The sequence below is a fragment of the Mesorhizobium sp. WSM4847 genome, assembly GCF_055811335.1.
The window spans coordinates 307,818-329,498 of the sequence record NZ_JBVVPY010000001.1 but is presented as its reverse complement, the minus strand read 5'-3'; the positions used below and the strand labels follow the sequence as shown (position 1 = coordinate 329,498).

At 62.1% G+C, this 21,681-nt stretch carries 17 protein-coding genes; 7 read left to right on the top strand and 10 right to left on the bottom strand.

Annotated features, from left to right (window positions below; all coding sequences use genetic code 11):
• Positions 1–85: 85 nt before the first annotated feature.
• The 5 genes from AC0L28_RS01530 to AC0L28_RS01510 all read right to left on the bottom strand — a co-directional run bounded on the left by AC0L28_RS01530 (position 86) and on the right by AC0L28_RS01510 (position 6,202).
• Positions 86–1,117 carry a substrate-binding domain-containing protein gene (locus AC0L28_RS01530; RefSeq protein ID WP_473475160.1) on the bottom strand — a complete coding sequence of 344 codons (1,032 nt, stop codon included), beginning with the start codon at positions 1,115–1,117 and terminating at the stop codon, positions 86–88.
• 422 nt (positions 1,118–1,539) lie between these two features.
• Positions 1,540–2,634 (bottom strand): LacI family DNA-binding transcriptional regulator, encoded by a 1,095-nt coding sequence (locus AC0L28_RS01525; RefSeq protein ID WP_287374676.1) that lies wholly within the window; start codon positions 2,632–2,634, stop codon positions 1,540–1,542.
• A gap of 110 nt (positions 2,635–2,744) precedes the next feature.
• On the bottom strand, positions 2,745–4,262 hold the full coding sequence (locus AC0L28_RS01520; protein ID WP_128172107.1) for an amino acid ABC transporter permease/ATP-binding protein: 1,518 nt from the start codon (positions 4,260–4,262) through the stop codon (positions 2,745–2,747).
• 75 nt (positions 4,263–4,337) lie between these two features.
• The gene (locus AC0L28_RS01515) at positions 4,338–5,174 is read right to left on the bottom strand and encodes an ABC transporter substrate-binding protein (protein WP_128172106.1); all 837 of its coding nucleotides are present in this window, start codon (positions 5,172–5,174) and stop codon (positions 4,338–4,340) included.
• Positions 5,175–5,335: 161 nt separating this feature from the next.
• Positions 5,336–6,202, bottom strand: a complete 867-nt coding sequence (locus AC0L28_RS01510; protein ID WP_287172667.1) for a PfkB family carbohydrate kinase — start codon at positions 6,200–6,202, stop codon at positions 5,336–5,338.
• 101 nt (positions 6,203–6,303) lie between these two features.
• Between AC0L28_RS01510 and AC0L28_RS01505 the strand changes: the two genes are divergently transcribed.
• The 7 genes from AC0L28_RS01505 to AC0L28_RS01475 all read left to right on the top strand — a co-directional run bounded on the left by AC0L28_RS01505 (position 6,304) and on the right by AC0L28_RS01475 (position 15,656).
• On the top strand, positions 6,304–7,305 hold the full coding sequence (locus AC0L28_RS01505) for an SIS domain-containing protein (RefSeq protein ID WP_473475158.1): 1,002 nt from the start codon (positions 6,304–6,306) through the stop codon (positions 7,303–7,305).
• A gap of 62 nt (positions 7,306–7,367) precedes the next feature.
• Positions 7,368–8,495: an NAD(P)/FAD-dependent oxidoreductase gene (locus AC0L28_RS01500; protein WP_473475157.1), complete on the top strand. Its 1,128-nt coding sequence runs from the start codon at positions 7,368–7,370 to the stop codon at positions 8,493–8,495.
• 448 nt (positions 8,496–8,943) lie between these two features.
• Positions 8,944–10,494 carry an IucA/IucC family protein gene (locus tag AC0L28_RS01495; protein ID WP_473475155.1) on the top strand — a complete coding sequence of 517 codons (1,551 nt, stop codon included), beginning with the start codon at positions 8,944–8,946 and terminating at the stop codon, positions 10,492–10,494.
• Positions 10,478–12,187: an IucA/IucC family protein gene (locus tag AC0L28_RS01490; RefSeq protein WP_287172675.1), complete on the top strand. Its 1,710-nt coding sequence runs from the start codon at positions 10,478–10,480 to the stop codon at positions 12,185–12,187. Before AC0L28_RS01495 ends, AC0L28_RS01490 begins: the two co-directional genes overlap by 17 nt.
• A 12-nt stretch (positions 12,188–12,199) precedes the next feature.
• Positions 12,200–13,471: an AMP-binding protein gene (locus AC0L28_RS01485; RefSeq protein ID WP_287172677.1), complete on the top strand. Its 1,272-nt coding sequence runs from the start codon at positions 12,200–12,202 to the stop codon at positions 13,469–13,471.
• A complete protein-coding gene (locus AC0L28_RS01480) occupies positions 13,471–14,814 on the top strand; it encodes a DUF6005 family protein (protein WP_287172679.1) in 1,344 nt (447 codons plus the stop codon). Before AC0L28_RS01485 ends, AC0L28_RS01480 begins: the two co-directional genes overlap by 1 nt.
• Entirely contained in the window at positions 14,811–15,656 is an 846-nt protein-coding gene (locus tag AC0L28_RS01475) for a sugar phosphate isomerase/epimerase family protein (protein WP_287172681.1), read from the top strand. The genes AC0L28_RS01480 and AC0L28_RS01475 overlap by 4 nt, the downstream gene beginning before the upstream one ends.
• Before the next feature lie 141 nt (positions 15,657–15,797).
• On the opposite strand, the gene AC0L28_RS01470 is transcribed toward AC0L28_RS01475, so the two are convergent.
• From AC0L28_RS01470 to AC0L28_RS01450, 5 genes are all read right to left on the bottom strand, one after another.
• Positions 15,798–17,891, bottom strand: a complete 2,094-nt coding sequence (locus AC0L28_RS01470) for a TonB-dependent receptor domain-containing protein (RefSeq protein WP_473475152.1) — start codon at positions 17,889–17,891, stop codon at positions 15,798–15,800.
• A gap of 186 nt (positions 17,892–18,077) precedes the next feature.
• Positions 18,078–18,836 (bottom strand): iron ABC transporter ATP-binding protein, encoded by a 759-nt coding sequence (locus AC0L28_RS01465; protein ID WP_287172684.1) that lies wholly within the window; start codon positions 18,834–18,836, stop codon positions 18,078–18,080.
• Complete coding sequence (locus tag AC0L28_RS01460) at positions 18,833–19,807, bottom strand: iron chelate uptake ABC transporter family permease subunit (RefSeq protein WP_287172686.1); 975 nt, start codon at positions 19,805–19,807, stop codon at positions 18,833–18,835. The genes AC0L28_RS01465 and AC0L28_RS01460 overlap by 4 nt, the downstream gene beginning before the upstream one ends.
• Positions 19,800–20,780 (bottom strand): ABC transporter permease, encoded by a 981-nt coding sequence (locus AC0L28_RS01455; RefSeq protein ID WP_473475150.1) that lies wholly within the window; start codon positions 20,778–20,780, stop codon positions 19,800–19,802. Before AC0L28_RS01455 ends, AC0L28_RS01460 begins: the two co-directional genes overlap by 8 nt.
• A complete protein-coding gene (locus AC0L28_RS01450; protein ID WP_473475148.1) occupies positions 20,777–21,679 on the bottom strand; it encodes a siderophore ABC transporter substrate-binding protein in 903 nt (300 codons plus the stop codon). Before AC0L28_RS01450 ends, AC0L28_RS01455 begins: the two co-directional genes overlap by 4 nt.
• Positions 21,680–21,681: the final 2 nt, after the last annotated feature.

The following is a 21,681-nucleotide window of genomic DNA, read 5'->3' as shown; positions in this document are numbered from 1 at the left end:
GAAATTGATGATATGGCCGGGGTCGACGGGGCGAACGCGCCCCGTCCGGTCTAGCATTCCGAAGGAGTTCCAGAAGCGGCGGGCCTTATTCCTCGATGCCCTTGGTGCCGCGCCGCTTGAGGTAGGCGTCCCAATAGAAATCGTCGGCATTTTCCGCGGTGACGATGGAAAAGCCGTTGTCGACGAAGGGCACGCTCATGCCGTTGAAGCCCGACCGCCGGGCGTCGTTCATCGGATCGATCAGTTCAGGATGCTTGGCCAGCCACAGCAGCATGAACCCCATATAGCCCTGCATGCCCTGGTTCGGGTTGACTGAGCCAAAGATTTCGCCGGCCTTGATCATGTCGAGGATCTTGGGGTTGACGTCGGCCAGCATGACCCGGATCTTGCCGCCGCCTTCCTTGGCGGCCTGAGCTGCGCCGATTGCCGAGTTGGCTTCCGGCATGAACACCGCGCCCAGATCGGGATGCGCCTGAGCAAGGCTGAGCACGGCCTGATAGGCCTTCGTCGCATCCTGGTTCGACGCAGCGCGGCCGACGAGCTTCATATCCGGCCATTTGGCTTCCATGCGGGCGATGAACGCGGCAATGCGCTTGTCGTGATTGTCCTGCCCGGGGTTTTCGAGGACCGCGTATTCGCCCTTGCCGTCCATCGCCTTGGCGACTGCATCGGCAGCATAGGTGCCTTCGGCGACGTTGTCGGAGGTGATGTAGGATACTCGTTTGGAGTTGGGCGAGTCTGCGGCGAATGTGACTACTGCCGTTCCCTGCTCAATGGCCCGATTGATTGGCTCGATGAAGGGATCGGAGTTCATCGGATGGACCAGGATGCCAGCCGGCTTCTGAGCCAGCGCCTGGTCGAACGTCGCTATTTGCTTGTTCACGTCGTATTCGGGGGTCCCGGTATATTCGGTCTCGCAGCCGAACTGTTTTCCAGCCTGCTTGAACATCTCGTAGACCGGGAACCAATATTCGACGCCGGAAACCATGACGTTCATGACGTATTTTTCACCCGGCTCGCACTTGAACGGGTTAGCGGCCTGGGCAGCGGCGTGGCTTGCCCCCAATACTGTGGTGGCGGCTGCCGAAATGGCGAGCATGCTCAAAAATTTGCGCAAGAGTCCTCCCTCGGCCGAAGCCTGGTCAATTGGGCGGTCGGACACTTGCGTGCCGCCGCTTGTGGTTGATGAGGCCGAACCTCCTCCCGAGGCCCAGCGGTTGATCATTCGCAGCAGTTGGCTCGAGTGTCAATAAAATTCACATACAGAAATATATTTCACAACTGCTCGTGCACCCGCCCGGCCGAGACGACAAGCGCCGCCATCGCAGCGGCTGTCCTCGTTCACGAGGACCGGCGCCGAAGCCGTTAGGGTTGCCAGTGTTGGTGAATGAACCGCCAGGCAAGCTCAGGTCAGCGGTTTCAACTGACCTGGCGATGCTTTCCTGAATGACCTACGACCGTTGTAGGTCAAGGCAGGCAGGGATTGAATGTCAGGGACGGGCCTTCTTCCCCTCTCAGGGGACTTCAGATCGTCCAGCCTTAGACATGCACGGCAATCGAATTGCGCTCCACCAAGCGGGCCGCCAGGACACGGTGCTCGAAAGGTAAGGTGGCCTCCGCCAGCCTCTTCAAGAGAAGCTCCGCCGCCGCCGCTCCGATCAAATGGGCGGGTTGCGCGATGGCTGTGATACCTTGTGCCACGAACTGCATCCAGTCGAGATCGTCGAAGCAAAGCAGCGAAACGTCTCCTGGAATCGCAAGCTTCAGTGCGGAAGTCGCCTCCAGAACGCCTGTCGACATCACACCGTCGGCAGTGAATAGGGCGGACGGCGCATTGCGCATCGTCAGCAGATCGAGCGCCTCTTTGCGGGCCGCCTCGCTGGAATAGACCGTCACGCGGCGGATCAACGGCAGATCCGGCTCGATTCCTGCGGCACGATGGGCTTCCAGATAACCCAACAGCCGTTGCCAGCTTGGATGGTGGTATCGAACCTCGGCGCTGGAGAGGTCAGCGTTCGCGACAAACGAGCCGACATCATCGCGCTGGCCCGGACCTAGTTCGGCCAGTATGCCGATGCGGCTGTGTCCGGCCTCAATCATTGCAGCGATGCTGCTGCGCGTTGCAGACACGTTGTCGACCACCACGGTATCGGTTTCCAGGCCCGCCACGATGCGGTCGAACTGCACCACGGGACAGCGGGCCGCGACTGCCTCACGAAGATGATCCGGCTGATCCGCGAAGGTCGACGAGACGATCAAACCGTCGACCTGTTTTTCCAGCAGCAGTTGCACTGCCTCTCGCTCGAGTTCGGCATTTTCGTCACTATTCGTAACGATAACCCCGAAGCCGCCACGGCGCGCGACATCCCCTATTCCACGCAAGACGCTCGCGTAGAATGGGCTTTCGATGTCGCCGACCACAACTCCGATAGTCTGCGTCTTACCGGTGATCAGACCTTTTGCCAGGCGATTGGGGCGATAGCCCAGCGCTGTTGCGGCGGCGCGCACCTTCTCCTGAACCTCGGGGCTGCTGTAGCCATAGTCGCCAAGCACACGCCCCGCCGTGGCGGAACTGACCCCGGCCCGGCGAGCAACCTCTATGATGGTTGCGTTTTTCGACGATCTTTGAACCACTCAGCAAGCCCCGCCGCCCATTCGTGCGTCGTAACGACGAGCTAGTGGCAGTTAGGCCCGCCCCGCAAGCCCGAAAACAGCAGCACTCGCCGTTGCACACACTATTGCAATCAGAGCACCTCAGACAGAAAGCGCCGAAGACGTGGGCTCTGCGGATTGTCGAAAAGGTCCGCTGGTCGCCCTGCCTCGACAATCCGTCCCTCGTCCATGAATACGACCTGGTTTGCAACCTTGCGAGCGAAGTTCATCTCGTGCGTAACGACGACCATCGTCATCCCGCCCCGTCCGAGGTCGGCCATTAAATTCAGGACACCCTTCACCAATTCCGGATCGAGGGCGCTGGTGACTTCGTCGAACAGCATAATTTCGGGTTCGAGGGCCAGGGCTCGCGCGATGGCCACCCGCTGCTGCTGTCCGCCCGAAAGATTTGCCGGCCGATGGTCTTTTCGCTCCAAAAGTCCGACTTCATGCAGCCTCGCCAAGGCCGCGCGCTCAGCCTCCTCGCGTGACATGCCTTTTACCTTGCGCAGCGCCAGGGTGATGTTGGCGAGCGCACTGCGGTCGGGGAACAAGTTGAATTGCTGGAAAACCATGCCGACACGCCGCCGAAGCTGGTCAGGGGTCTGGCTGTAGATGCTTTCGCCATCGAGCAGGATGTCCCCGGCTCGACACTCGACGAGGCGGTTGAGGCAACGCAGCAAGGTCGACTTGCCTGAGCCGGATGGGCCGATCAGGCAGGTGACCGTCCCGGGCTCCACTTTCAGACTGACGTCATGGAGCACCTGGACGGCGCCGTAGGCCATGTCGATATTCTTGACCTCGATGCTGCCACCCTTGAAGCGTGCGGGCGACTTCGCTGCGCCCGGCAAACCTGCGTCAGCCAGCTCGGCGACTTCCTTGAGGCCGCTCTGCACGCCGCTGATACGCTTGCCGACGCGCATGCGCGCGTCGATGTAGTTGACGAGGTGGGTTAGCGGCACCGTGATCACGAGATAGAACACGCCGGCCAGCAAGAGTGGTGACAAATTGCCGGTCAGCACGGCCTGGTCTTGGCCGACACGGAACAGTTCGCGTTCGGAGGCGAGCAGGCCAAGGAAATAGACCAGGCTGGAGTCTTTGACGTTGCCGATGAACTGGTTGACCAGTGCCGGCAGGACGCGGCGGATGCCTTGCGGGATCACCACCAGGCGCATGCCTTGGCCATACGTCATTCCGAGAGTGCGGGTGGCGTCGATCTGACCACGCTCGACGCTCTGAATGCCGGCCCGGAAAATTTCTCCGATGTAGGCGCCGGCAATGAGGCTGAGTGCCAGAATGCCCAGCGGATAAGGCGATGGACCGAACAGATCGCGGCCCAACCGCGCGAAGCCCTGGCCAATGATTAGAATAGTCACAATGGCGGGAAGCCCACGAAAGATATCGGTGTAGACCCGTGCGAGGAGTTTCAGCGGCCGGTTTTCGGAAATCCCCATCACGGCGAGGACGATACCGATCAGCGTCCCGAAAAACGTCGAGGCGACGGCAAGGATCAGGGTGTTCTTGAGGCCGACCATCACCATGTTTGGCAGAACGTCTGCCATCGCCTGGAAATCAAGGAAGCTGCGGGAGAAGGTATCGAACCAGCTCATATCAGGTCCATCTATAACTCGGCCGGGCACCGTTGCTCACGGGCCCGGCCGGAAACACAGCAAAGTCGCTCGAACTCACTTCTTGGGCAGATATTGATCCGGCATCGGGGTGCCCGCGAACCATTTTTCGTGCAGCCGCTTCCAAGTGCCATCATCCATGGCCTCGCGCAGCGCCTTGTTCAGTGCCTCGCGGAAGGCGTCGTTGCCTTTCTTGACGACGAACCCAGCTGGCGCATCGAAAGACGGCACGTTCATTGTTATCTTCAGGTTCTTGTAGCGTTCTACATACTGCTTGGCCGACTCATAGTCGGTGAAATGGCCATCGATCGTCCCGTTGTTCAGCGCCGCCACTGCGGTGTTGTTATCGGGGAACTTGACGATGTCGCCCTTCAGATTCTTCTCGGCATAGATTTCCTGCAGCGTCCCCTGGATGACGCCGATGCGCTTTCCGGCGGTGCTCTCATTGCTCGTCAGAGCCGGATCGGCCGAAATGATCGACAGATAGCCGGCGATATATCCGTCGCTAAAATCCACGGTCTTCTTGCGCTCCGCAGTCGTGCCAATCGCGGCGACAGCGACGTCGAAGCGGCCGTTGGCGACGGATGGCAGCAGCGCCGAGAATTCCTGGCCGGTGAAAACAATCTGCTCCTCCTTGAACCCGAGCCGGCGCGCCACGTCGCGGAAGAGTTCAGCATCGAAGCCGGTGAAGTTTCCATTGGCGTCGGTGAAGACGTAGGGCTTCGCATCGCCCATCGTTCCGACGCTGATCGCCATCGGGTCGATTAGATTGTAGGGGTTGTCGCTCGCCTTTGCCTTCGTGGACCAGGCCAATGTGCCAAATCCTGTCACCAACGCGACGGTCAGCGCCAGACCGCATTTCACCAGGTGGCGCCTGCTCGAATTTGTTTGCATGTCTTCTCCTCTTAATCGGCCGAACCCGGCCTTGCGGTTCCACTCGACGTCTGATCCATCAAAAATGCTCTTAGGCGGCGTTTCGTTGAGCGGATGAGAACGTTATCACTTCCCCTAGCATTATCCGTTCCTTGCGTCAATTGTTTCGGAGAATTTCGCAGCTAGACAGCTTTCCCGGGTGGAGCGTGCCGGGCCCCGCTAAGGATCTCGGGCGTCATGTTCCCGATATCTATTGCTGACGCATGGCCGATCGCGCCGTAGTACTGGCAGGTTGCAGCCGCCGCCTCTGCGGCATGGCGGAGAATGTCCTGAGGCGCCTCTTCGTTAAGCAGGCCGAGTAGCATTCGGGCGATGAAGGTGTCGCCCGCGCCCAAGGTGTCGACGGGTTCGACCAGCCGCGCCGGAGTGTGGTAGGAGACAGAGTCTCTGTGAAGCACCGCGCCGGCTCGACCGCGAGTCACCAAAACCCACTTTGAACCACATGCAAGCAGCTCGGATACGACTGCGGCCAATTCCTTGTCGTCGAGACCATCCCCTGAGACGGAAGCCAGATAGCAAAAAGGTCCAATCTTGCGCCGGTGCTCCGGTTCCCGTCGCGTAGAAAAATCATAAGATAATAGAGAGTTACCTGACACTGAGGCAATCCACGGGTCTAATCCGCTGGACTGGCCGATATGCACGGCCTGAAAGCCTGAGAGAAAATCCAGATCTTCATGCGTCGGCGTGAACATCGAAACACCGAGGTCGAAATCCAGGAAAATCCGATCGGCGTTGTGGTGACCTATGAGGCAGTAAGCGGTCGGCCCTTCGAGGCGCCGCAATCGGGTGATGTCAACGCGCTCCGACGCCAGTGCGGTGCAGATCAGGTCCCCAGCCCGGTCTTTTCCGATCGCTCCAACATAGGCCGACTGCCCGCCGAAGCGGCTCAGGTGGACTGCAACATTGAGGCAGTTTCCGCCAGGATACATCTCGCCGCGATCAAGGTAGCAATCGACCACGTTATCGCCCATCGCGGCAATCTTGACCATTGCAGGACTTTCAGCTTATAGGATGTGATAACGTTCGCACAATGACTGCTACCTGTCAATTGCGCGCCGACCCCAACTCTGTCAGCGAGACGAGGATGCTCATGATTTCCGCCCTGCCTGCCGACGTAGAACGCGCTCTGAACGCCACCGCGGGCGGGCAGTTTTCGCACCTCTTTCTCGTGGCGTGCGGCGGCTCGCTCTCGATCATGATGGCAGGCAAATACTTCCTCGACCGCCACAATGGGACATTCGCCTGTGACAGCTACAACGCGGATGAATTCGTCTGCCGAGATCCGCGGCGGTTGGGACCTGACACGCTCGTTGTCCTTTGCTCGCAGACAGGAACCACCAAGGAGACAGTGCGGGCGGCCAATCATGCCAGGACGCGAGGCGCAACGACAATCGGCATGACGCTCGACCAGACGTCGCCCCTCGCGCGGGCGGTCGACCACCCGATTGCCTACCAGGCTTCGTACACGACGGGCAAAGCAATCGATGCAGCCTACAGCAATTACGGCGTGCTCTACATGCTGCTCGCCGGTTTGATCGATGCTCGGGAGGATGGCGGGCTAACCGACGACCTGCTGATCTCCCTGGGCCATCTTCAACCGGCCATCGAGCGCGCGCACCGGGCCTACGCAGACCGGTTCGAGGCGTTTGCCCCTCGCTTCGCACCTCGAGAGGCAATCTACACACTAGCCAGCGGCGCCAGCTACGGTGCGGCCTATTCCTACGCCATCTGCGTGCTCATGGAAATGCAGTGGTACGACTCGCAGGCAATACACGCGAACGAGTTCTTTCATGGCCCATTCGAAGTCGTGGATAAGGATGCTTGCTTCATTGTCTTGCTGGGTTTGGACGAGACGCGGAGCCTTTCCGAACGCGCCCGCGATTTCCTTATCGAGTACGGCAGCCGGGAAAACATCCTGGTGCTCGATGGAGCCGAACTCGACCTCAGCGGTATGTCCGAACACATCAAACCCTATCTCGTGCCTTTGGTCTTCTTCGACACTCTGTGGCGTTTTGCCTACAAGCTGGCCGGTTTGCGCGATCGGCCGATGCTCGAGGGCCGGCGCTACATGAAGAAGCTGTCGGACTACTAGTCCCGTCGCGCGTGTGGCGATCTCACACTCCCAGCCCATCTTCCGCGTAAAAGGATTTCTCTATGACTGCATCCCCAAAGCCGCGTCATGTCGTCGTTGTCGGCGCAGGCATCTTTGGCACCTCGACCGCGCTGCACCTCGCCCGCCTTGGCTTTGATGTGACCATTGTCAACGACGGCGTGCCGTCCAACGGTGCATCCGGCCGTTCACTTTCCTGGCTGAACTCAGCGCGACGCGCGGACACAGCCTATCACCGCTTGAGGCTTGCAGGCATCGATCGTTATCGGACCCTGGCCGCCACAAGGCCGGAAACCGCATCGTGGCTTCGCTTTGACGGCGGCCTCACCTGGGATGCGGATGATGAGGCGAACCAGATCGCGTCGATGTGGCAGTTGGAGCAGGATATTGGTTATGACTCGCTTCTGCTCGACCCTGCCGAAGTTGGCGCAGTGACGCCCGGCATCGATGCCAGTGCGATCACCCCGCAGGGCGCGATCTTCAATCCTGGCGAAGGATGGGTTGACCTGCCCTCTTTGATCGATCTGCTGCTCAATGAATTCCGCTCCCGCGGCGGCAAGCTTGTTCAGGACGCAGGACGCGTGCGGATAGTTGCCACAGGTGGTCGCGCACGTGGCGTCGTCACTGCTGACGGTGCGCCGGTCGAGGCGGATGCGGTCGTCCTTGCCGTAGGGCCAGCGACGCCTTGCATGCTTGCGGAGATCGGAGTCCATATCCCCGACGCCACGCCGATTTCACTTCTCTTGAAGACCAAACCGATCAAGACCCACCTCCGTGCCGTGCTGAATACGCCGCGTGTTGCGGTGCGCCCGACGCCGGATGGCGCACTTGTTTTGGATTCGGCATGGTCGGAGGAAGAAGTCGTGGTCAACTCAGACGGCACCTACACCGTGCACGACAAAACCGTAAAGGGACTGCTCGACGAAGCTAGCGCCGTGCTCGACGGCAATCCGCGGCTCCAACTCGCAACCTACGCCGTTGGCCCGAAGCCTATCCCCGGCGATGGCGAGCCGGTGCTTGGCTCCGTCGAGACCGTCGCCGATCTTCACGTCGTCTTTAGCCACAGCGGCGCCACGCTTGGACTGATCGTCGGCGAATTGCTGGCCAAAGAAATCGCCTCCAGCAATCCGCACCCCATGCTTGCAACCTTCCGCGCCAACCGTTTCGGCTAATAGGGCAATCGCGACCGAGATCGAACTGTCCAGATGAGCCGCGGTGGCATTGCCCAGATGACCGCCTTCGGAGGTTGATCCGCGCAGCTGACTAGGATAACATGACAATCGTAGTTTAGTTTTAGCCGCGGCCGCAGCAAGGCTGGCCCTTCACGCGCGGCGCCATCAAAACCTTTGAAACAGCGCAGAGCGCCTGCCCGGCGTCTGTGCGACATGGCGTCCGCAACGAATGATCGACAAGAATCAGATTGCAGCAGAACAGGCAATTTTTCGAGCCTTCGCAAACAGTTATTTGCGTGAGCTGAATTCCGGGATTCCGGTGTTCCACCGCATCGGAGAACGGAACTTCGATTGCGTGGAGATTTCCCTGCCGTCGCGGCATGCCGTGCTGCGCATCGAAATGAAATCCCGATCGCTTTGCGGAATGCACCTGTTTGGACAGATCTGGATGCGTCAGGATGCAGGTCCGAACTGGCACGAGATAGAACCGATCCTGGCCGTGCATCTGCTTGTGCTGGGAGCCAGAGAAGCCGGATCGGCCACGCACCGACAAGCCGATGTGGAGCTCCTCGAACGGATTCTTCAGAGCTGTCAGGCGACGAAGCGTTACCTCGACGCCGCCGATCGGGCGCCGCCATCGGTCGGCTTCATAGCCGCGGAGCAATCCCTGTATTTCGGACATCCGCTGCATCCGACGCCCAAGAGCCTGCAAGGCATGTCGAACTGGCAGCAGGAGGTCTATGCCCCCGAATTGCGCGGCGGTTTCCAGCTGGCCTATTTCGCCGCCGCTGCCGACCTTGTCCGCGAGGATTCCGCCGGCACCGCGGTGACCGCGATCGTCAGCTCACTGCTGGGGAATGACGCCGGCAAGGTCGCCGCAGGTAACGGCGAGATGCTCCTGCCCATGCATCCGCTTCAGGCGCAAGCATTGATGCTCGACCCGGCGGTGCGAGCGCTCATGGATTCAGGGCAGATCCGGTATCTCGGCCCGGCAGGGCCGGTGTTCACGGCGACTTCTTCGGTGCGCACGGTTTACAGCGATGATGCCGCCTGGATGCCGAAATTCTCGCTGCCCGTCCGCATCACCAACTCCAAGCGCGTCAACAGGCGGCACGAATTGGAGGCAGGCGTTGCGGTGGCGCGCCTGTTCGAACGCGCCGGGATCGACATGTTCGAGCCGCGCCTCGGCTTTCTCCACGACAGCGCATACCTGACGCTGGATTTTTCCGGACAGGCCGAGAGCGGTTTCGAAGTCATCTTCCGCGAAAACCCGTTCCGGGGCCGCGCCGGCGACCCGGTGATCACCGTTTCGGCACTGACGGCCGAACCACGTCCCGGGCACAGCTCATTGTTCGAAACCGTCGTCCGGCGCGTCGCGCAGGATCATGATATCTCGGTGCGGCAGGCGTGCCGTCGCTGGTTCGAATGCTATCTCGACTGTGCGCTCGATCCGCTGGTCAAACTCTACGATCGGTTCGGCGTCGCGCTGGAAGCGCATCAGCAAAACAGCTTGCTTGACCTGTCGCAGCAGGGGCTGCCCAGCCGATACCTCTATCGCGACAGCCAGGGGTTCTACCTCTCGAACAGTTTCAGAGCCCGGTGGTATGGCCTGATGCCCGACATTGTCCAGATCCGCAGTCTTTTCTTCGACGACCGTGAGATTCGCGAGCGGCTCTCCTACTACCTCATCGTCAATCAGATCTTCTCGGTCGTCGCTCGCGCCGGGCATGACGGCCTGGCAAGCGAGGCCGAACTGCTCGCCATGCTGCGTGCGCGGCTCAAGAAGCTGGCGCAAGAGCTTACTGACGCAGGCGGGGAATTCGCGACCAGCCTGCTGGACAAGCCGCACATCACCGCAAAGGCCAACCTGGCGATCCGGCTGCAGGATGTCGATGAGCTGGCCGAGGGCGGCAGCGCCCTCTACACGCATTTTCCCAATCCACTCAGCCGTGTCGGGCTATTTGTCGCCGCGGAGCAGGCACATGCCATTGCCTCTTGATCTCCACGGCATCCCCGAGCTGCGTGTGATGCGCCAGCTCGCGGAAGCCCTGGTCTATGAGGGCCTGGTCGATTGCGCCGTGTCGCGAGACGGCGGGAAAGCCCGCTTCGAATGGCGCTGCGGCGGCGCCTCGATACGCTGCGAGGGATCGATCGGCGCCTTCGGCCGGGTCAGGGTTGTCGCCGAGACGATCGAGCGGGGCTGCGCCGACCAATGGCGCCCGGCGACGCTCGGCGATCTGCTTGCGTGCATAGACACCTGCCCCGAACGGCGCGCGCAACTCACGTCCGAACTGGATCGGACGCTCGATTTCAGCGCCTGGAACCAGCTCAATCTCCGGCCCAGACCGCGCCGCGATCTGCCATTTGCGCAACTCGACAGCGCGATCGATGAGGGTCATCCCTATCATCCGTGTTTCAAGGCGCGCACCGGCTTCGATTACGCCGACCACGCGGCGTACGGCCCGGAAGCAGGCAACGCCTTCCAACTGGCCTGGCTGGCGGTCGCGCCCGAACGTCTGCACTCGGCGTTTCCCACGGACGAGCAGGCTTTCTGGATGCACGAACTCGGCACCGAAACCTACGCGCTGCTGGACGAGCGCCGTGCCCGGCTCGGCGACAATGCAAGGCGGTTCGGCCTGATGCCGCTGCATCCCTGGCAATGGAAAGCGTTACAGGGCTCGGAGCTGTCGCGCTGGCTGGCGGAGGGCTCCGCCGGTTTCCTCGGCCATGCCGGCGATCGCTATAGCGCCAGCCAATCCGTGCGGACGCTGTTCAATCGCGATCACCCGCGACGCGCCAATCTCAAATTGCCCATGAATCTCGTCAACTCGTCGGCCAGGCGCATCATCGAGCCGCATTCGGTGTGCAGCGCGCCGTCGATCAGCCGCTGGCTCAAGGACATTGTCGCCAGCGATACGCTGTTCGAGGCGCGCTATCCGCTCACGATCCTCGCCGAATATGCCGGCACGATCGCAGATCGGGAAGGACCGCTGGCAGGACAGATCGCCGCGATCTGGCGGGAGGAGGTTACGAGCAGCCTCCAGCCCGGCGAAACCGCGGTGCCGCTCAACGCGCTGATGGGCTTGGAGAGTGACGGCCGGCCGTTCGTCGCGGACTGGGTCGAGCAGTACGGGCTGGACGCCTGGCTCGACAAGCTTGTGGCTACGGTGGTAATGCCGGTGTTTCACCTGCTCGTCGGCCATGGCATCGCCACGGAAGCGCATGGCCAGAACTTGATCCTGATCCATCGCGATGGCTTGCCAGTGAGGCTGGCGATGCGCGACTTCCACGACAGCGTCGAATATGCGCCGGGCTTCCTGCGCGATCCCTCCATTGTTCCCGACTTCCTCGCCTTGAATCCCGCCTATCGTGACGCCGCGCCCAACCAGTACTACTGGATGGAGAGCGCCGATTTGCTCGGCGAGCTCTGCCTGGACGCGCTGTTCGTCTACAACCTCGCCGAGATCTCGCATCTGCTGCGGCATTTTTACGGCCTCGACGAAGACAGCTTCTGGTCAGGCGTCGGCAGGCAGTTGCAGGACCATTGCCGGCAGTTCGGACTGACACACCGGCAGGCCGCGCTTGGCCTGTTCCGGCCACGCATCCGCACGGAATCGCTGCTGCGACGCAAGCTCGCGCCACCGGGCACCGAATGCGCTCACGAAATCCCAAACAGCCTTGCAGTCGCGTAAGGAGACAGAAAAATGATCACTATCAACGACACGGTCTTTGATCGAACCTATTTCCGCGACGCGGCGGATCGCATTGCGGCCGCGGTGCAACTCGACAAGCGCGCAGGCGACCGTTTTGCGGTCTGTTTCTCCGAGGCGCAGGATTGGCTGGCGTTCTTCTTTGCCGCGCGCGCGGCCGGCGCCAGCGTGCTGCCGCTGCATCCCTCGACGCCATATGCCGCGGCGCGCCGGCAGGCGGAGACGGCGAAGTGCAACTTGCTTTTCTACAACCGGCTGGAAGGCGAGCCGATCTGCGAGGAGCGCGCCAGCGAAGCTGGACAGCTGTTGCAGATGAGCTCTGGCACGACCGGCGAGCCGAAATGCATCGCGCGCGCCTGGCGCGACATAGACGACGAGATCGAGAGCTACACCTCGGCATTTGTCGAGCCACAGGACATGACGCCGTTGATCGCCGGTCCAACCACCCATTCCTACGGCTTGATCTGCGGCGTAATGGTGGCGCTGAAGCGCGGCCAGTCGCCCGCAATACTGGACACCGGGAACCCCAAATTCCTGCTGCGCAAGCTGCGCGAAACGGAGCGCCCCTATCTGATCTCGTCGCCGGCCATCCTTCACACGCTCGCCAGGCTATTGCCGGCCGGCGAGCAGATCCACGCAACGATGACATCCGGCACCCTCTTGCCCGACCCCTGGTTCGGGCAGATCAGGGCCAAGTCCAGGCACATGTTCCAGCAGTACGGCTGCTCGGAAGCCGGCTGCATAGCGATCAACCCGGATGTGCAGGCGGCTAATGAAGTCGGCTATGTGCTGCCGCGCTTCGCGTTGCGAGACGCCGGCACTTCCAATGACCCGAAGGAAATTGCCGTCGAGCGCAAAGGCGTGGTCGTCGAGACGCGCGACCTCGGCTACCGCCGCGACGACGGCATGCTGGTCTTCCTGTCGCGTCTCGACGACCTGATCAACGTCTCGGGCCTCAACGTCTATCCGAAGGAAGTCGAGGACGTGGTCATGACATTCGGCGGCATTGGCGACGCCGTCGTGTTCCGCAAGCAGGATGCGTTCGCGGGCGAGCGCGTCGCGCTTCTGTTCAGCGCCGAACATGCGGTCGACCGGTCGCAGCTTCGGCAATGGTGCGCCGAGCGGCTTGCAGCACACCAGATGCCAACCGAGATCGTCCAGGTGGAGCGGATCCCGCGCCAAGCGAACGGCAAGATCAGCCGGCGCGACGTGGCTGTGCGCTACGGCACGGGCGAATTCGCGCCGGTACGGACGGAGGCAGCCTGATGACCTACGATCAAATACTCGACGCGATCGGAACGATCCTGCGCGACAAGCTCGACAACCAGCACATGGATAGCTTCGCGCCGCAAGCCAGGCTGAACGAGGATCTGTATCTCGATTCCGTGCTCATTCTCGAGATCATGCTGGCGCTTGAACTCGACCACGGTGTCGCGCTTCCCGAGGAGGTGATCAGCCGTCAGGATCTGGACACGGTGGACGATCTGGCGCGGCTGTTCGTCAACGTCTCGGAACCGAATGGAACACTTGTTAAGCCGGCAAAGGAACTTGTTCTCGCTCGCGCCGAAAGAGAGGCGGTTGAGCGGATCGGCGTGCATGGCGAGGACTTCGTCGACATCAAGGTGCATTGCTTCGTCAGCAATGTCTGCCACGCGGTGAAGCAAAGGCAGCTTGATCATCGACCTTTCTTCTTCGGCGTCTGGGATGCTGGTTTCGCCGTCGATAAAAGCTGGCGGCTGGCGTATCACGCGCCTGAAATCAACCACGACTTCTTCCGCGATTGGTTCGAGCGCCTGTACGGCGCCAAGGTCCGCCAATGGTATCGGCCGGACGCAGCCAAGGTAGAGAACCTGGCGACGATGCTGGAGCTTCTGGATCGCAAGAAGCAGAGCGAGTACCTGATGGTCATGCTCGATCTCTTCCACCTGCCGGAGCGCGAGAATAAGTTCAACCAGAACCCGTTCCCGCACTATCTGATGTTGGAACACACCGAGGATCCGGCGGTGTGGATGGTCCTCGATCCGGATTTCCGCTGGGAAGGCAGGATCGAGAAGCAGAAAGTCATCAATGCGATCATGCGGCCGACGGTTGCCGGCGGCTTCATCTTCGACGCTGCCGACATCAGGAAACCGTCCGCCGTCGATCTGCGCGACTATTTCCTTGCCTGTTTCCATGAAGACGACAATCTGCTGACGCGCGCAACGCGCGAAGTCGTTCGGGCGCACTTGGAAGGCCGCGACGGCCTGAAACTGGCCGAGTTGTCGATGGCGCTGCGCGAGCTGCCGGTCATATCGATCCGCAAATACGCGCTGGAGCATGGCTTCGCCTTTTTCTGGCGATCGCTGCAGCTTTCCAACGCCGGGTTCGACACGATCTGCGACGACATCGAATCTCTGATCCAGGAATTCAAAGCGCTTCACTACGCCATCATGAAAATCAGCCAGACAGGCGACGAAGCCCTGGCGTCGCGGGTATTCGAAAAACTCGACATGCTCGACGCGATGGAGCGCTCGCTGAAGCGCCGCCTTGCCCAAATCTATCGGGCGTGGTGCGACACGCGCGGCCTCCTGCACGCGCCGCGCCACGATGTCGAAGACGCCGTCGCATGAGGCTGTCGCTCTGCACGATCACCTTCCGCCATCACCTGCTGTCGCTGGAGGACATCGCGCGATGGGCGGCGGCGAACGATTTCCAAGGCATCGAGCTCTGGGGCGCACACGCGCGCAACATGCAGCATATAACCGAGCGCAACGCCGACTGGATGGCGGCGTTCGGCCTTTCGGTGCCGATGCTCAGCGACTATCTGCCTCTCGATGAGGATCTGGCGTCGCTGCGTCACGCCACGTCGAACCTCTGCCGCCTGGCCGGCCGCTGGGGCGCCCGCAAGGTGCGCACGTTCGCCGGCAAGTCGGCAAGCCGGGACACCTCGCCCGAAGCGCGCTGGCGACTGTCGGCGCGGCTCAAGGACGCCTGCATGATGGCGCAGGACCAGGGCTGCCAGCTACTGGTGGAGACACATCCGGGAACGCTTGCCGATACGCTGTCGTCGACGCAGCGCCTGCTCGAGGAGGTCGACCATCCGGCGCTGGGCATCAATTTCGACACCTTGCACGTCTGGGAAGGCGGCGCCGATCCGGTCGCCGCGCATCGCGCCCTGTTGCCGCATATCCGGCACTATCATCTGAAAAATGTCCGCTCGCGTGCCGACCTCGCCGTCTTCGAGCCGGCAAACGTCTATGCCGCGGCCGGAAAGCGGACGGGCATGACCGCGCTTTTCGACGGCGCGGTGGACTATCTGCAATTCCTCGACGAATTGTTCGAGCGCGAGGAGGTGGATGCCTCGCTGGAATGGTTCGGCGGCGACTGCTTCAACATACTCGCCAACGACGCCCGCAACATGCGCCTGCTACGGGCGGACCGCGAAGCACCGGTTCGCGCCGGCGTCGCTTGAGCATCGACAGCGCCGCGCGTCCTAATGGATGCCGAAAGGGCGCTGTAGCACTTTGGCGCACGATCCGTTCCGAAGGCGCCAACGCAGACATCGTTTTTGCAGCCGGCTGGGCGATTGCCGAGGCCGGCGTTTTGCCAGGGATCAGAAGCGCGCGGTGGCGCTCAGCCGGAACGAGCGGCCGGGATCAAAGTGCGGCGCCACCCCGTCGAAATCCTGCCCGTAGGCCGCGCGGTCGGTATAGGCCTCGTCAAAAATGTTGAGCGCGTCGGCGCGCAGCGTGAAGTTCGGCTTCGAAGGCGGCGTCCACTCGACATAGGCATTCACCACCTCATAGCCCGGCAGTTCCTTCTTCTCGCTTGCCGGGTCGGTTGGATGCCGCACCAGGGTCCTGTCGGTCTTCAAGGCGATTTCGATGTCGCCACCGACTTTGACGCCCCAATCGTCGAATGTGTAGCCGGCGCCGATCATCACGATCTGGCCGAGAGGCGTCGTCAAATAGCGGCCGATCTCGGTATCGGCCGGCTTGCCGTCGACGTCGGCATTGATGTCGGCATATTTCACACTGACAAAGCCGGCCTCCCAATCATAGCGGCCGCCGATTTCCCAGCCCTTGGAAACGAGATCGAGCGTTCGAATCGATGTCACCTCCGGGACCGGCGCGCCACGTCCGAACACCGGCAGGCGCGCGTCGTTGATGTCGGTGCGAAACACGTTCGCCTCGAAGGTGAAGCCGTTGTAGCGCGCCTCCAGGCCGGCCGTATAGTTGTTAGACGTCACCGGCTCCGGGCCGTCGCCATAGGTCCAGGCCGGGTTCTGCAGGTAGTTTTCTGCCAGCGGTACACCGCCCCAGACATGCGAGGTCCCCGCCTTTGCCGTCAGGAACTCTGGCATAAGGTCATACTCACCCGAAATGTTGCCGCTGATGCCGGCGTTGTTCCAGTCCGAGTCGTCGATGCCGGTGAACCATTGGTGATCGGCGCGCCCGCCGATGGAAATCCTGGCGCGGTCGAAGGGCTCCAGCCGCGCCTGGGCATAGGCGCCGATATTGGTGGCGCGCTCGTCCGTGAAGAACGGCTCGGTCGAGTTGAGATAATCCAGGTCCGCCCTGTCGTTGTAGAAGTCGAAACCGGCAGTGACGCTGCCGATGTCGAGCGCGAAGCGGTTCTCCACTTTGCCGTTGAAGCTGCTGGTCGCGCCGTCGGTCGGCGACACGATATTGGCGTCGGAGCGGGCCGTTTCCAGCGTCCCAATTTGGGTGCGGCTGTAAGCGAGTACGATCTTGGGGTCCCACCAGCCTTCCGGCGACGTGTCCGTATAGGTAAAAACCGTATTCTGGCGGCGCAGATCGTAGTTCCGGACTTCAGGCTCCGCGCCGCGGTTGATATAGACATTGGCGCGATAGGGGCGCAGTTCGTCGTCGCGGACCTGCTCGTGGCTGAGCTCGAAACGATGGCCCTCGACGCTCTCGTAGGCGATCTTGGCCAACCCGCTGATCAGATCGGTGCCGGTCCCCAGCATCTCCTGGCCGTTGCCGGCGGTGAAGTTACCGCCACGGCCGTAGTTGATGTAGCCGAGATACTCGAACCCGTCCTGCCGGCCGAAGCCGCTGACGCCGGTGGTGAACGTCTCGCTGTTGGTGTCCCATATGCCGGTGACGAAACCGCCAAAATTGCGGCCGGGTTCGAGCAGATCGACGGCGTCCTTGGTCTCGAATCCAAGCGAGCCCGCCAGTGCGCCCGGACCGGCGTCGGCCGGCGCGACGCCTGCCTGCACCGACGCGGCCTTTAGAAGTGCCGGGTCGAGCAGATAGGTGCCGTTGTGGTGGAACACCTTGTTGTTCTGTCGTGACCCGTCGACAGTCACGGCCAGATTGTTCTCATCGACGCCGTTGACGTAGATCTTCTGCGTGCTGGGGATCGCGCCGCCGACGGCGATCTGCGGCTCGCCGGAGAACACCTCCCTCAAATCCTGCGGTTTCTTGCGATCGATCTCCTGCTGGTCGATGGTGATCAGGTTGGCGCCGGCCGTCGCGTTGGCGCCCGCCCCCACATCCACGACGAGAATGGTGTCGAGTTGCGTGCCCCCAGCGGGAGCTTGGCTGTCTTCATTTTCTTCGGTGGTGCTCGTTCCGGCTTCCGCCTCCGGGGCGGGGGCAGACTGCGCCAGCGCGTCGGGACACAAGAAAATGGACATCGCGGTGCTGACGGTCAGCGCTCGCAACAGATCTGATGACATCGGCTAAATCCCCTCGAATACGGTAGCCCCGGCTGGCGCGAACCGCGCCTGTTGGGACTGCCTTAACCCATCGGTTGCGCTGCGGCAACAAACTTGATAATAAAAATCCAGTTATGCAAGCCGTTGTAACTGCTGCGCTCTTCGAGAGATGCAGTCGCGGAAGCATTCTCAGCGTGGTGCAGATTCTCAGGCGTGATGCAGGACGGTCAACCGACCGGCGATGTTTTCGACCCGCATCGAGAAGCCAAAAATGCTCTCCAGTATATCCGGCCGGATGATGTCGCCGGTTTCGCCCGATGCGATAACGGCGCCGTCCTTCATCGCGACGATGCGGTCGGCGTACGAGGCTGCATGATTAATGTCGTGGAGCACGATGAGCACCGTCTTGCCGTGCTCGTCGGCGATTCGTCTCAGCGTCCGCATCAGGTTTCTTGCATGAAACATGTCGAGGCTGTTCAGCGGCTCGTCGAGAAGGATGTAATCCGTCCCCTGGCAGAAGGTCATGGCGACGAGGGCGCGCTGCCGTTGCCCGCCTGACAAGGTGTCGATAAAGCGCAGCGCCAGGTCGCTGAGATCGAACTGTTCGAGCGACGCCGCGATGATTTCGCGGTCTTTCGCGGTCAGCCGCCCGCGGTTGTGCGGGAAACGACCGAACCCCACCAGTTCGGCGACACGCAGGCGGCTTGCGACGCCGGGATCCTGTCGCAGGATGGCCATGGTCCTGGCCAACTGCCGGCTCGGCGTCGTGTCGACCGGCAGCCCGTCGACGGTGATGCGGCCGCTTTGCAGGGGCCGCAGGCGGGCGATCAACGACAACAGGCTGGACTTGCCGGCGCCATTCGGTCCGACAAGCGCCGTGACGCCGCCCTTCGGCACGGTCAGGCTGACATTGTCCAGAATGCGGCTGCCGCCAAGAGCCAGGGAGACGCCTGCAATCTCGATCATCGCCGGCCCCCGGCAAATAGAATGGCGAGGAACACGATGCCACCGACAAACTCCACGACGATGCCGAGGCTGCCTTCCCCGCCCAGAGCATGCTGGAGGATTGTCTGGCCGCCGACGAGCACGATTATCGCCGTGAGCGCGGCTGCCGGCAGAAGGATGGCGTGCCGGTCGGTGCCGACGATGCGCCCAGTGAGCGAAACCACCAGCAGCCCCAGAAACGCCATCGGTCCAACCAGCGCCGTCGACGCCGACACGAGCGCGGCGACAACAACCAGCAGCCCGGCAGCCGTGCCGCGCCACGCCACGCCGAGCCCGATGGCTGTGTCGGTGCCCAGCACGAGCACATCGAGAACATGTCGCGCCCGCCAGGCGATGGCGACACCCACCACGGTGATCAGGCCGGCCAACAGCAGGAGATCGGGTTCCACCGCATTGAAGCTGGCGAAGACCGTACCCTGCAGTACGGCGAAATCGTTCGGATCCAGCAGCCGCGCCAGCAACGTCGTCAGCGATCGGAACAGCACGCCCAGCACGACGCCAGTCAGCAGCATCAGCGTCAGGTCGAACCGCTGGCGAAGCATCGGCAGGAACAGCGCCAGTGCGAGGCTGGTCATTGCCGTGAAATTGCCGAGGAAGTGCAGGCGCGGATCGATGCCGGCAACGCCGAAACCGCTCAGCGCAAAAACCAGCGCCGTCTGGCAGAAGACGTAAAGCGCATCCAGGCCCATGATCGATGGCGTGATGATGCGGTTGGCGCAAACGGTCTGGAACACGACCGTCGAAACCGCCACCGCCACGCCGACCAGAACCATCGCAGCCAGCCGCGCTGCGCGCAGTTCGACCACGAAGGCGAGATCGCCGCGCAGGCCGATCGTCATGAAGGCCACGCCGACCAGCACTGCGACCGCCGCCATCATCGCGAGGCGGCCCTCGTGCCGCACCAGGCCGCGTTGCATCAAAACTTCAGTCATTGCTGTTTCGGCCAAGCAGCAGGACGAGGAACAGCACCGCCCCGACGACGCCGAGGATCGTGCCGACCGGAACCTCGTAGGGGAAACGGATGAGCCTGCCCATGATATCGCAGGCAAGCACCAGCGCCGCGCCACCGCCGGCGACCCACGGCAAGGTGTGGCGCAGGTTTTCGCCGGCGAAGCGCGATACGATGTTGGGCGCGACAACGCCGACGAACGGGATCGTACCGACGACGACCACGGTCAGCGCGGTGATGGCCGAGACGATGACAAGGCCGAGCCGAAGCATAGCGGCATAATTCAGGCCGAGCCCTATACTGACGTCCCTGCCCAGCGAAAGCATCGTCAGGCGGTCGGCCGTCCACCAGGCCAATACGACCAGTGCGCCCGCAACCCACAACAGTTCATAGCGCCCGCGCAGGATGCCGGAAAACTCCCCCGTCATCCACACTTCGAGATACTGCAGAAGGTCCAGGTGCCAAGCAGCAAAGATCGCGGCGGCGCCAATGACGCCGCCATAGACCAATCCGAACAGCGGAACGAGAAAAGGTTGTGTCGGCGGCAACCTATGCGCGAGCATAAGGAAAACGGATGTCCCGGCGAGAGCGGTCACCGCCGCGCCGGCTGCCTTCCAGCCAAGCGATGCATCGGGCCAAACCAGCGTCACCACCAGTATGCCGAGTGCCGCGGATTGCGCGGTTCCAGCCGTCGAAGGCTCGACGAAACGGTTGCGGGCAAGCGTCTGCATAACAAGCCCTGCGATGGCCAGGGCGCTGCCGGCCAGAAGTGCCGCCAACGTCCTTGGCAAGCGGCTGATCATGATCAGCCGCAAGGCTTCCGGGTCGGAGGCCAGACTGCCTATGGCGAGTTCGCTGACGCCGACGAACAGACTGGCCACAAACAGCGCAAGAAGGGTTGCGGCGCCGATTGCCTGATAGGCGAAGCCTTGAGAGCCAAGCGATCCGGCGGTCATTGGGTCCGCGAGAAAGCGTCTCGAATGGTCTCAAGCACGCGCTTCGTCGACTGGACGCCGCCTGCGGCGATGTAGAAATCGGCTGCCGGCATGTAGACCACCTGCCCTTTCTTCCAGGCTGTGGTTTCGGCCACCAGTTCATTGTCGAGCGTCGCTTTGGCGTTCTGCTCCCCCGAACCGATCGCCGCGGCGCGATCGAGCACGATGAGCCAGTCCGGATTGGCGTGGCGGAGGAACTCGAAGGAGATCGCTTCGCCGTGGGTGGCGGCCTCGACATCCTCGACCGCCGGCGTGAGCTCGAGCGCCGAATGCAGCCAACCGAAGCGGGACTCCTTGCCGTAGGCGGTCACCTTCGGGCCGCTGGTCATCAGGATCAGCGCCGTGCCCTTGCCCTTGACGGCGGCACGCGTCGACGAAAGCGCCTCATCGAGTTCCGAAGCAAGCGCCGCCGCCTCGGCCGGCTTGCCGACGAGAGCGCCGTAGGCCGTCAGGCGCTGCTTCGCCTGCGCGAACAGATCATCGCCATTCATCGTCATATCGATGCTCTGCGCAATCCGGCTGGTCGCCGCCAGTTGCGGCGAGGAGCGCCCGCCGACAATGATGAGGTCCGGCGCCAGCGCGCTCAGCGCCTCCAGATCGGGCTCGAAGATGGTGCCGACGATTTCCGCGCCGTCCTTCAACTCGGCGAGTTCAGGCACATAGAGCTTATCGGGCAAGCCGGCGATCTTCACGCTCAGGCTGTTCAACGTATCGACTGCCGCAATGTCGAACACCGCGAGCGTTTGCGGCGTCTTGCCGACCGTTACCGGGCCGTTCGCGGTCTCGATCTCGGTTGCGAACGCCTGAACGAGGAAAAGCGCCAATGCCGGCAAGGCCAGGACCGACTTGAGCCATCTCATGA

What these genes read in the sequence shown, in the direction of transcription:
- AC0L28_RS01460 (WP_287172686.1), bottom strand. Translation starts at nt 19,807, where the DNA reads ATGACTGAAGTTTTGATGCAACGCGGCCTGGTGCGGCACGAGGGCCGC.
- AC0L28_RS01450 (WP_473475148.1), bottom strand. Translation starts at nt 21,679, where the DNA reads ATGAGATGGCTCAAGTCGGTCCTGGCCTTGCCGGCATTGGCGCTTTTC.
- AC0L28_RS01495 (WP_473475155.1), top strand. Translation starts at nt 8,944, where the DNA reads ATGCGTCAGGATGCAGGTCCGAACTGGCACGAGATAGAACCGATCCTG.
- AC0L28_RS01465 (WP_287172684.1), bottom strand. Translation starts at nt 18,836, where the DNA reads ATGATCGAGATTGCAGGCGTCTCCCTGGCTCTTGGCGGCAGCCGCATT.
- AC0L28_RS01490 (WP_287172675.1), top strand. Translation starts at nt 10,478, where the DNA reads ATGCCATTGCCTCTTGATCTCCACGGCATCCCCGAGCTGCGTGTGATG.
- AC0L28_RS01510 (WP_287172667.1), bottom strand. Translation starts at nt 6,202, where the DNA reads ATGGTCAAGATTGCCGCGATGGGCGATAACGTGGTCGATTGCTACCTT.
- AC0L28_RS01485 (WP_287172677.1), top strand. Translation starts at nt 12,200, where the DNA reads ATGATCACTATCAACGACACGGTCTTTGATCGAACCTATTTCCGCGAC.
- AC0L28_RS01500 (WP_473475157.1), top strand. Translation starts at nt 7,368, where the DNA reads ATGACTGCATCCCCAAAGCCGCGTCATGTCGTCGTTGTCGGCGCAGGC.
- AC0L28_RS01475 (WP_287172681.1), top strand. Translation starts at nt 14,811, where the DNA reads ATGAGGCTGTCGCTCTGCACGATCACCTTCCGCCATCACCTGCTGTCG.
- AC0L28_RS01455 (WP_473475150.1), bottom strand. Translation starts at nt 20,780, where the DNA reads ATGACCGCCGGATCGCTTGGCTCTCAAGGCTTCGCCTATCAGGCAATC.
- AC0L28_RS01505 (WP_473475158.1), top strand. Translation starts at nt 6,304, where the DNA reads ATGATTTCCGCCCTGCCTGCCGACGTAGAACGCGCTCTGAACGCCACC.
- AC0L28_RS01480 (WP_287172679.1), top strand. Translation starts at nt 13,471, where the DNA reads ATGACCTACGATCAAATACTCGACGCGATCGGAACGATCCTGCGCGAC.
- AC0L28_RS01520 (WP_128172107.1), bottom strand. Translation starts at nt 4,262, where the DNA reads ATGAGCTGGTTCGATACCTTCTCCCGCAGCTTCCTTGATTTCCAGGCG.
- AC0L28_RS01515 (WP_128172106.1), bottom strand. Translation starts at nt 5,174, where the DNA reads ATGCAAACAAATTCGAGCAGGCGCCACCTGGTGAAATGCGGTCTGGCG.
- AC0L28_RS01470 (WP_473475152.1), bottom strand. Translation starts at nt 17,891, where the DNA reads ATGTCATCAGATCTGTTGCGAGCGCTGACCGTCAGCACCGCGATGTCC.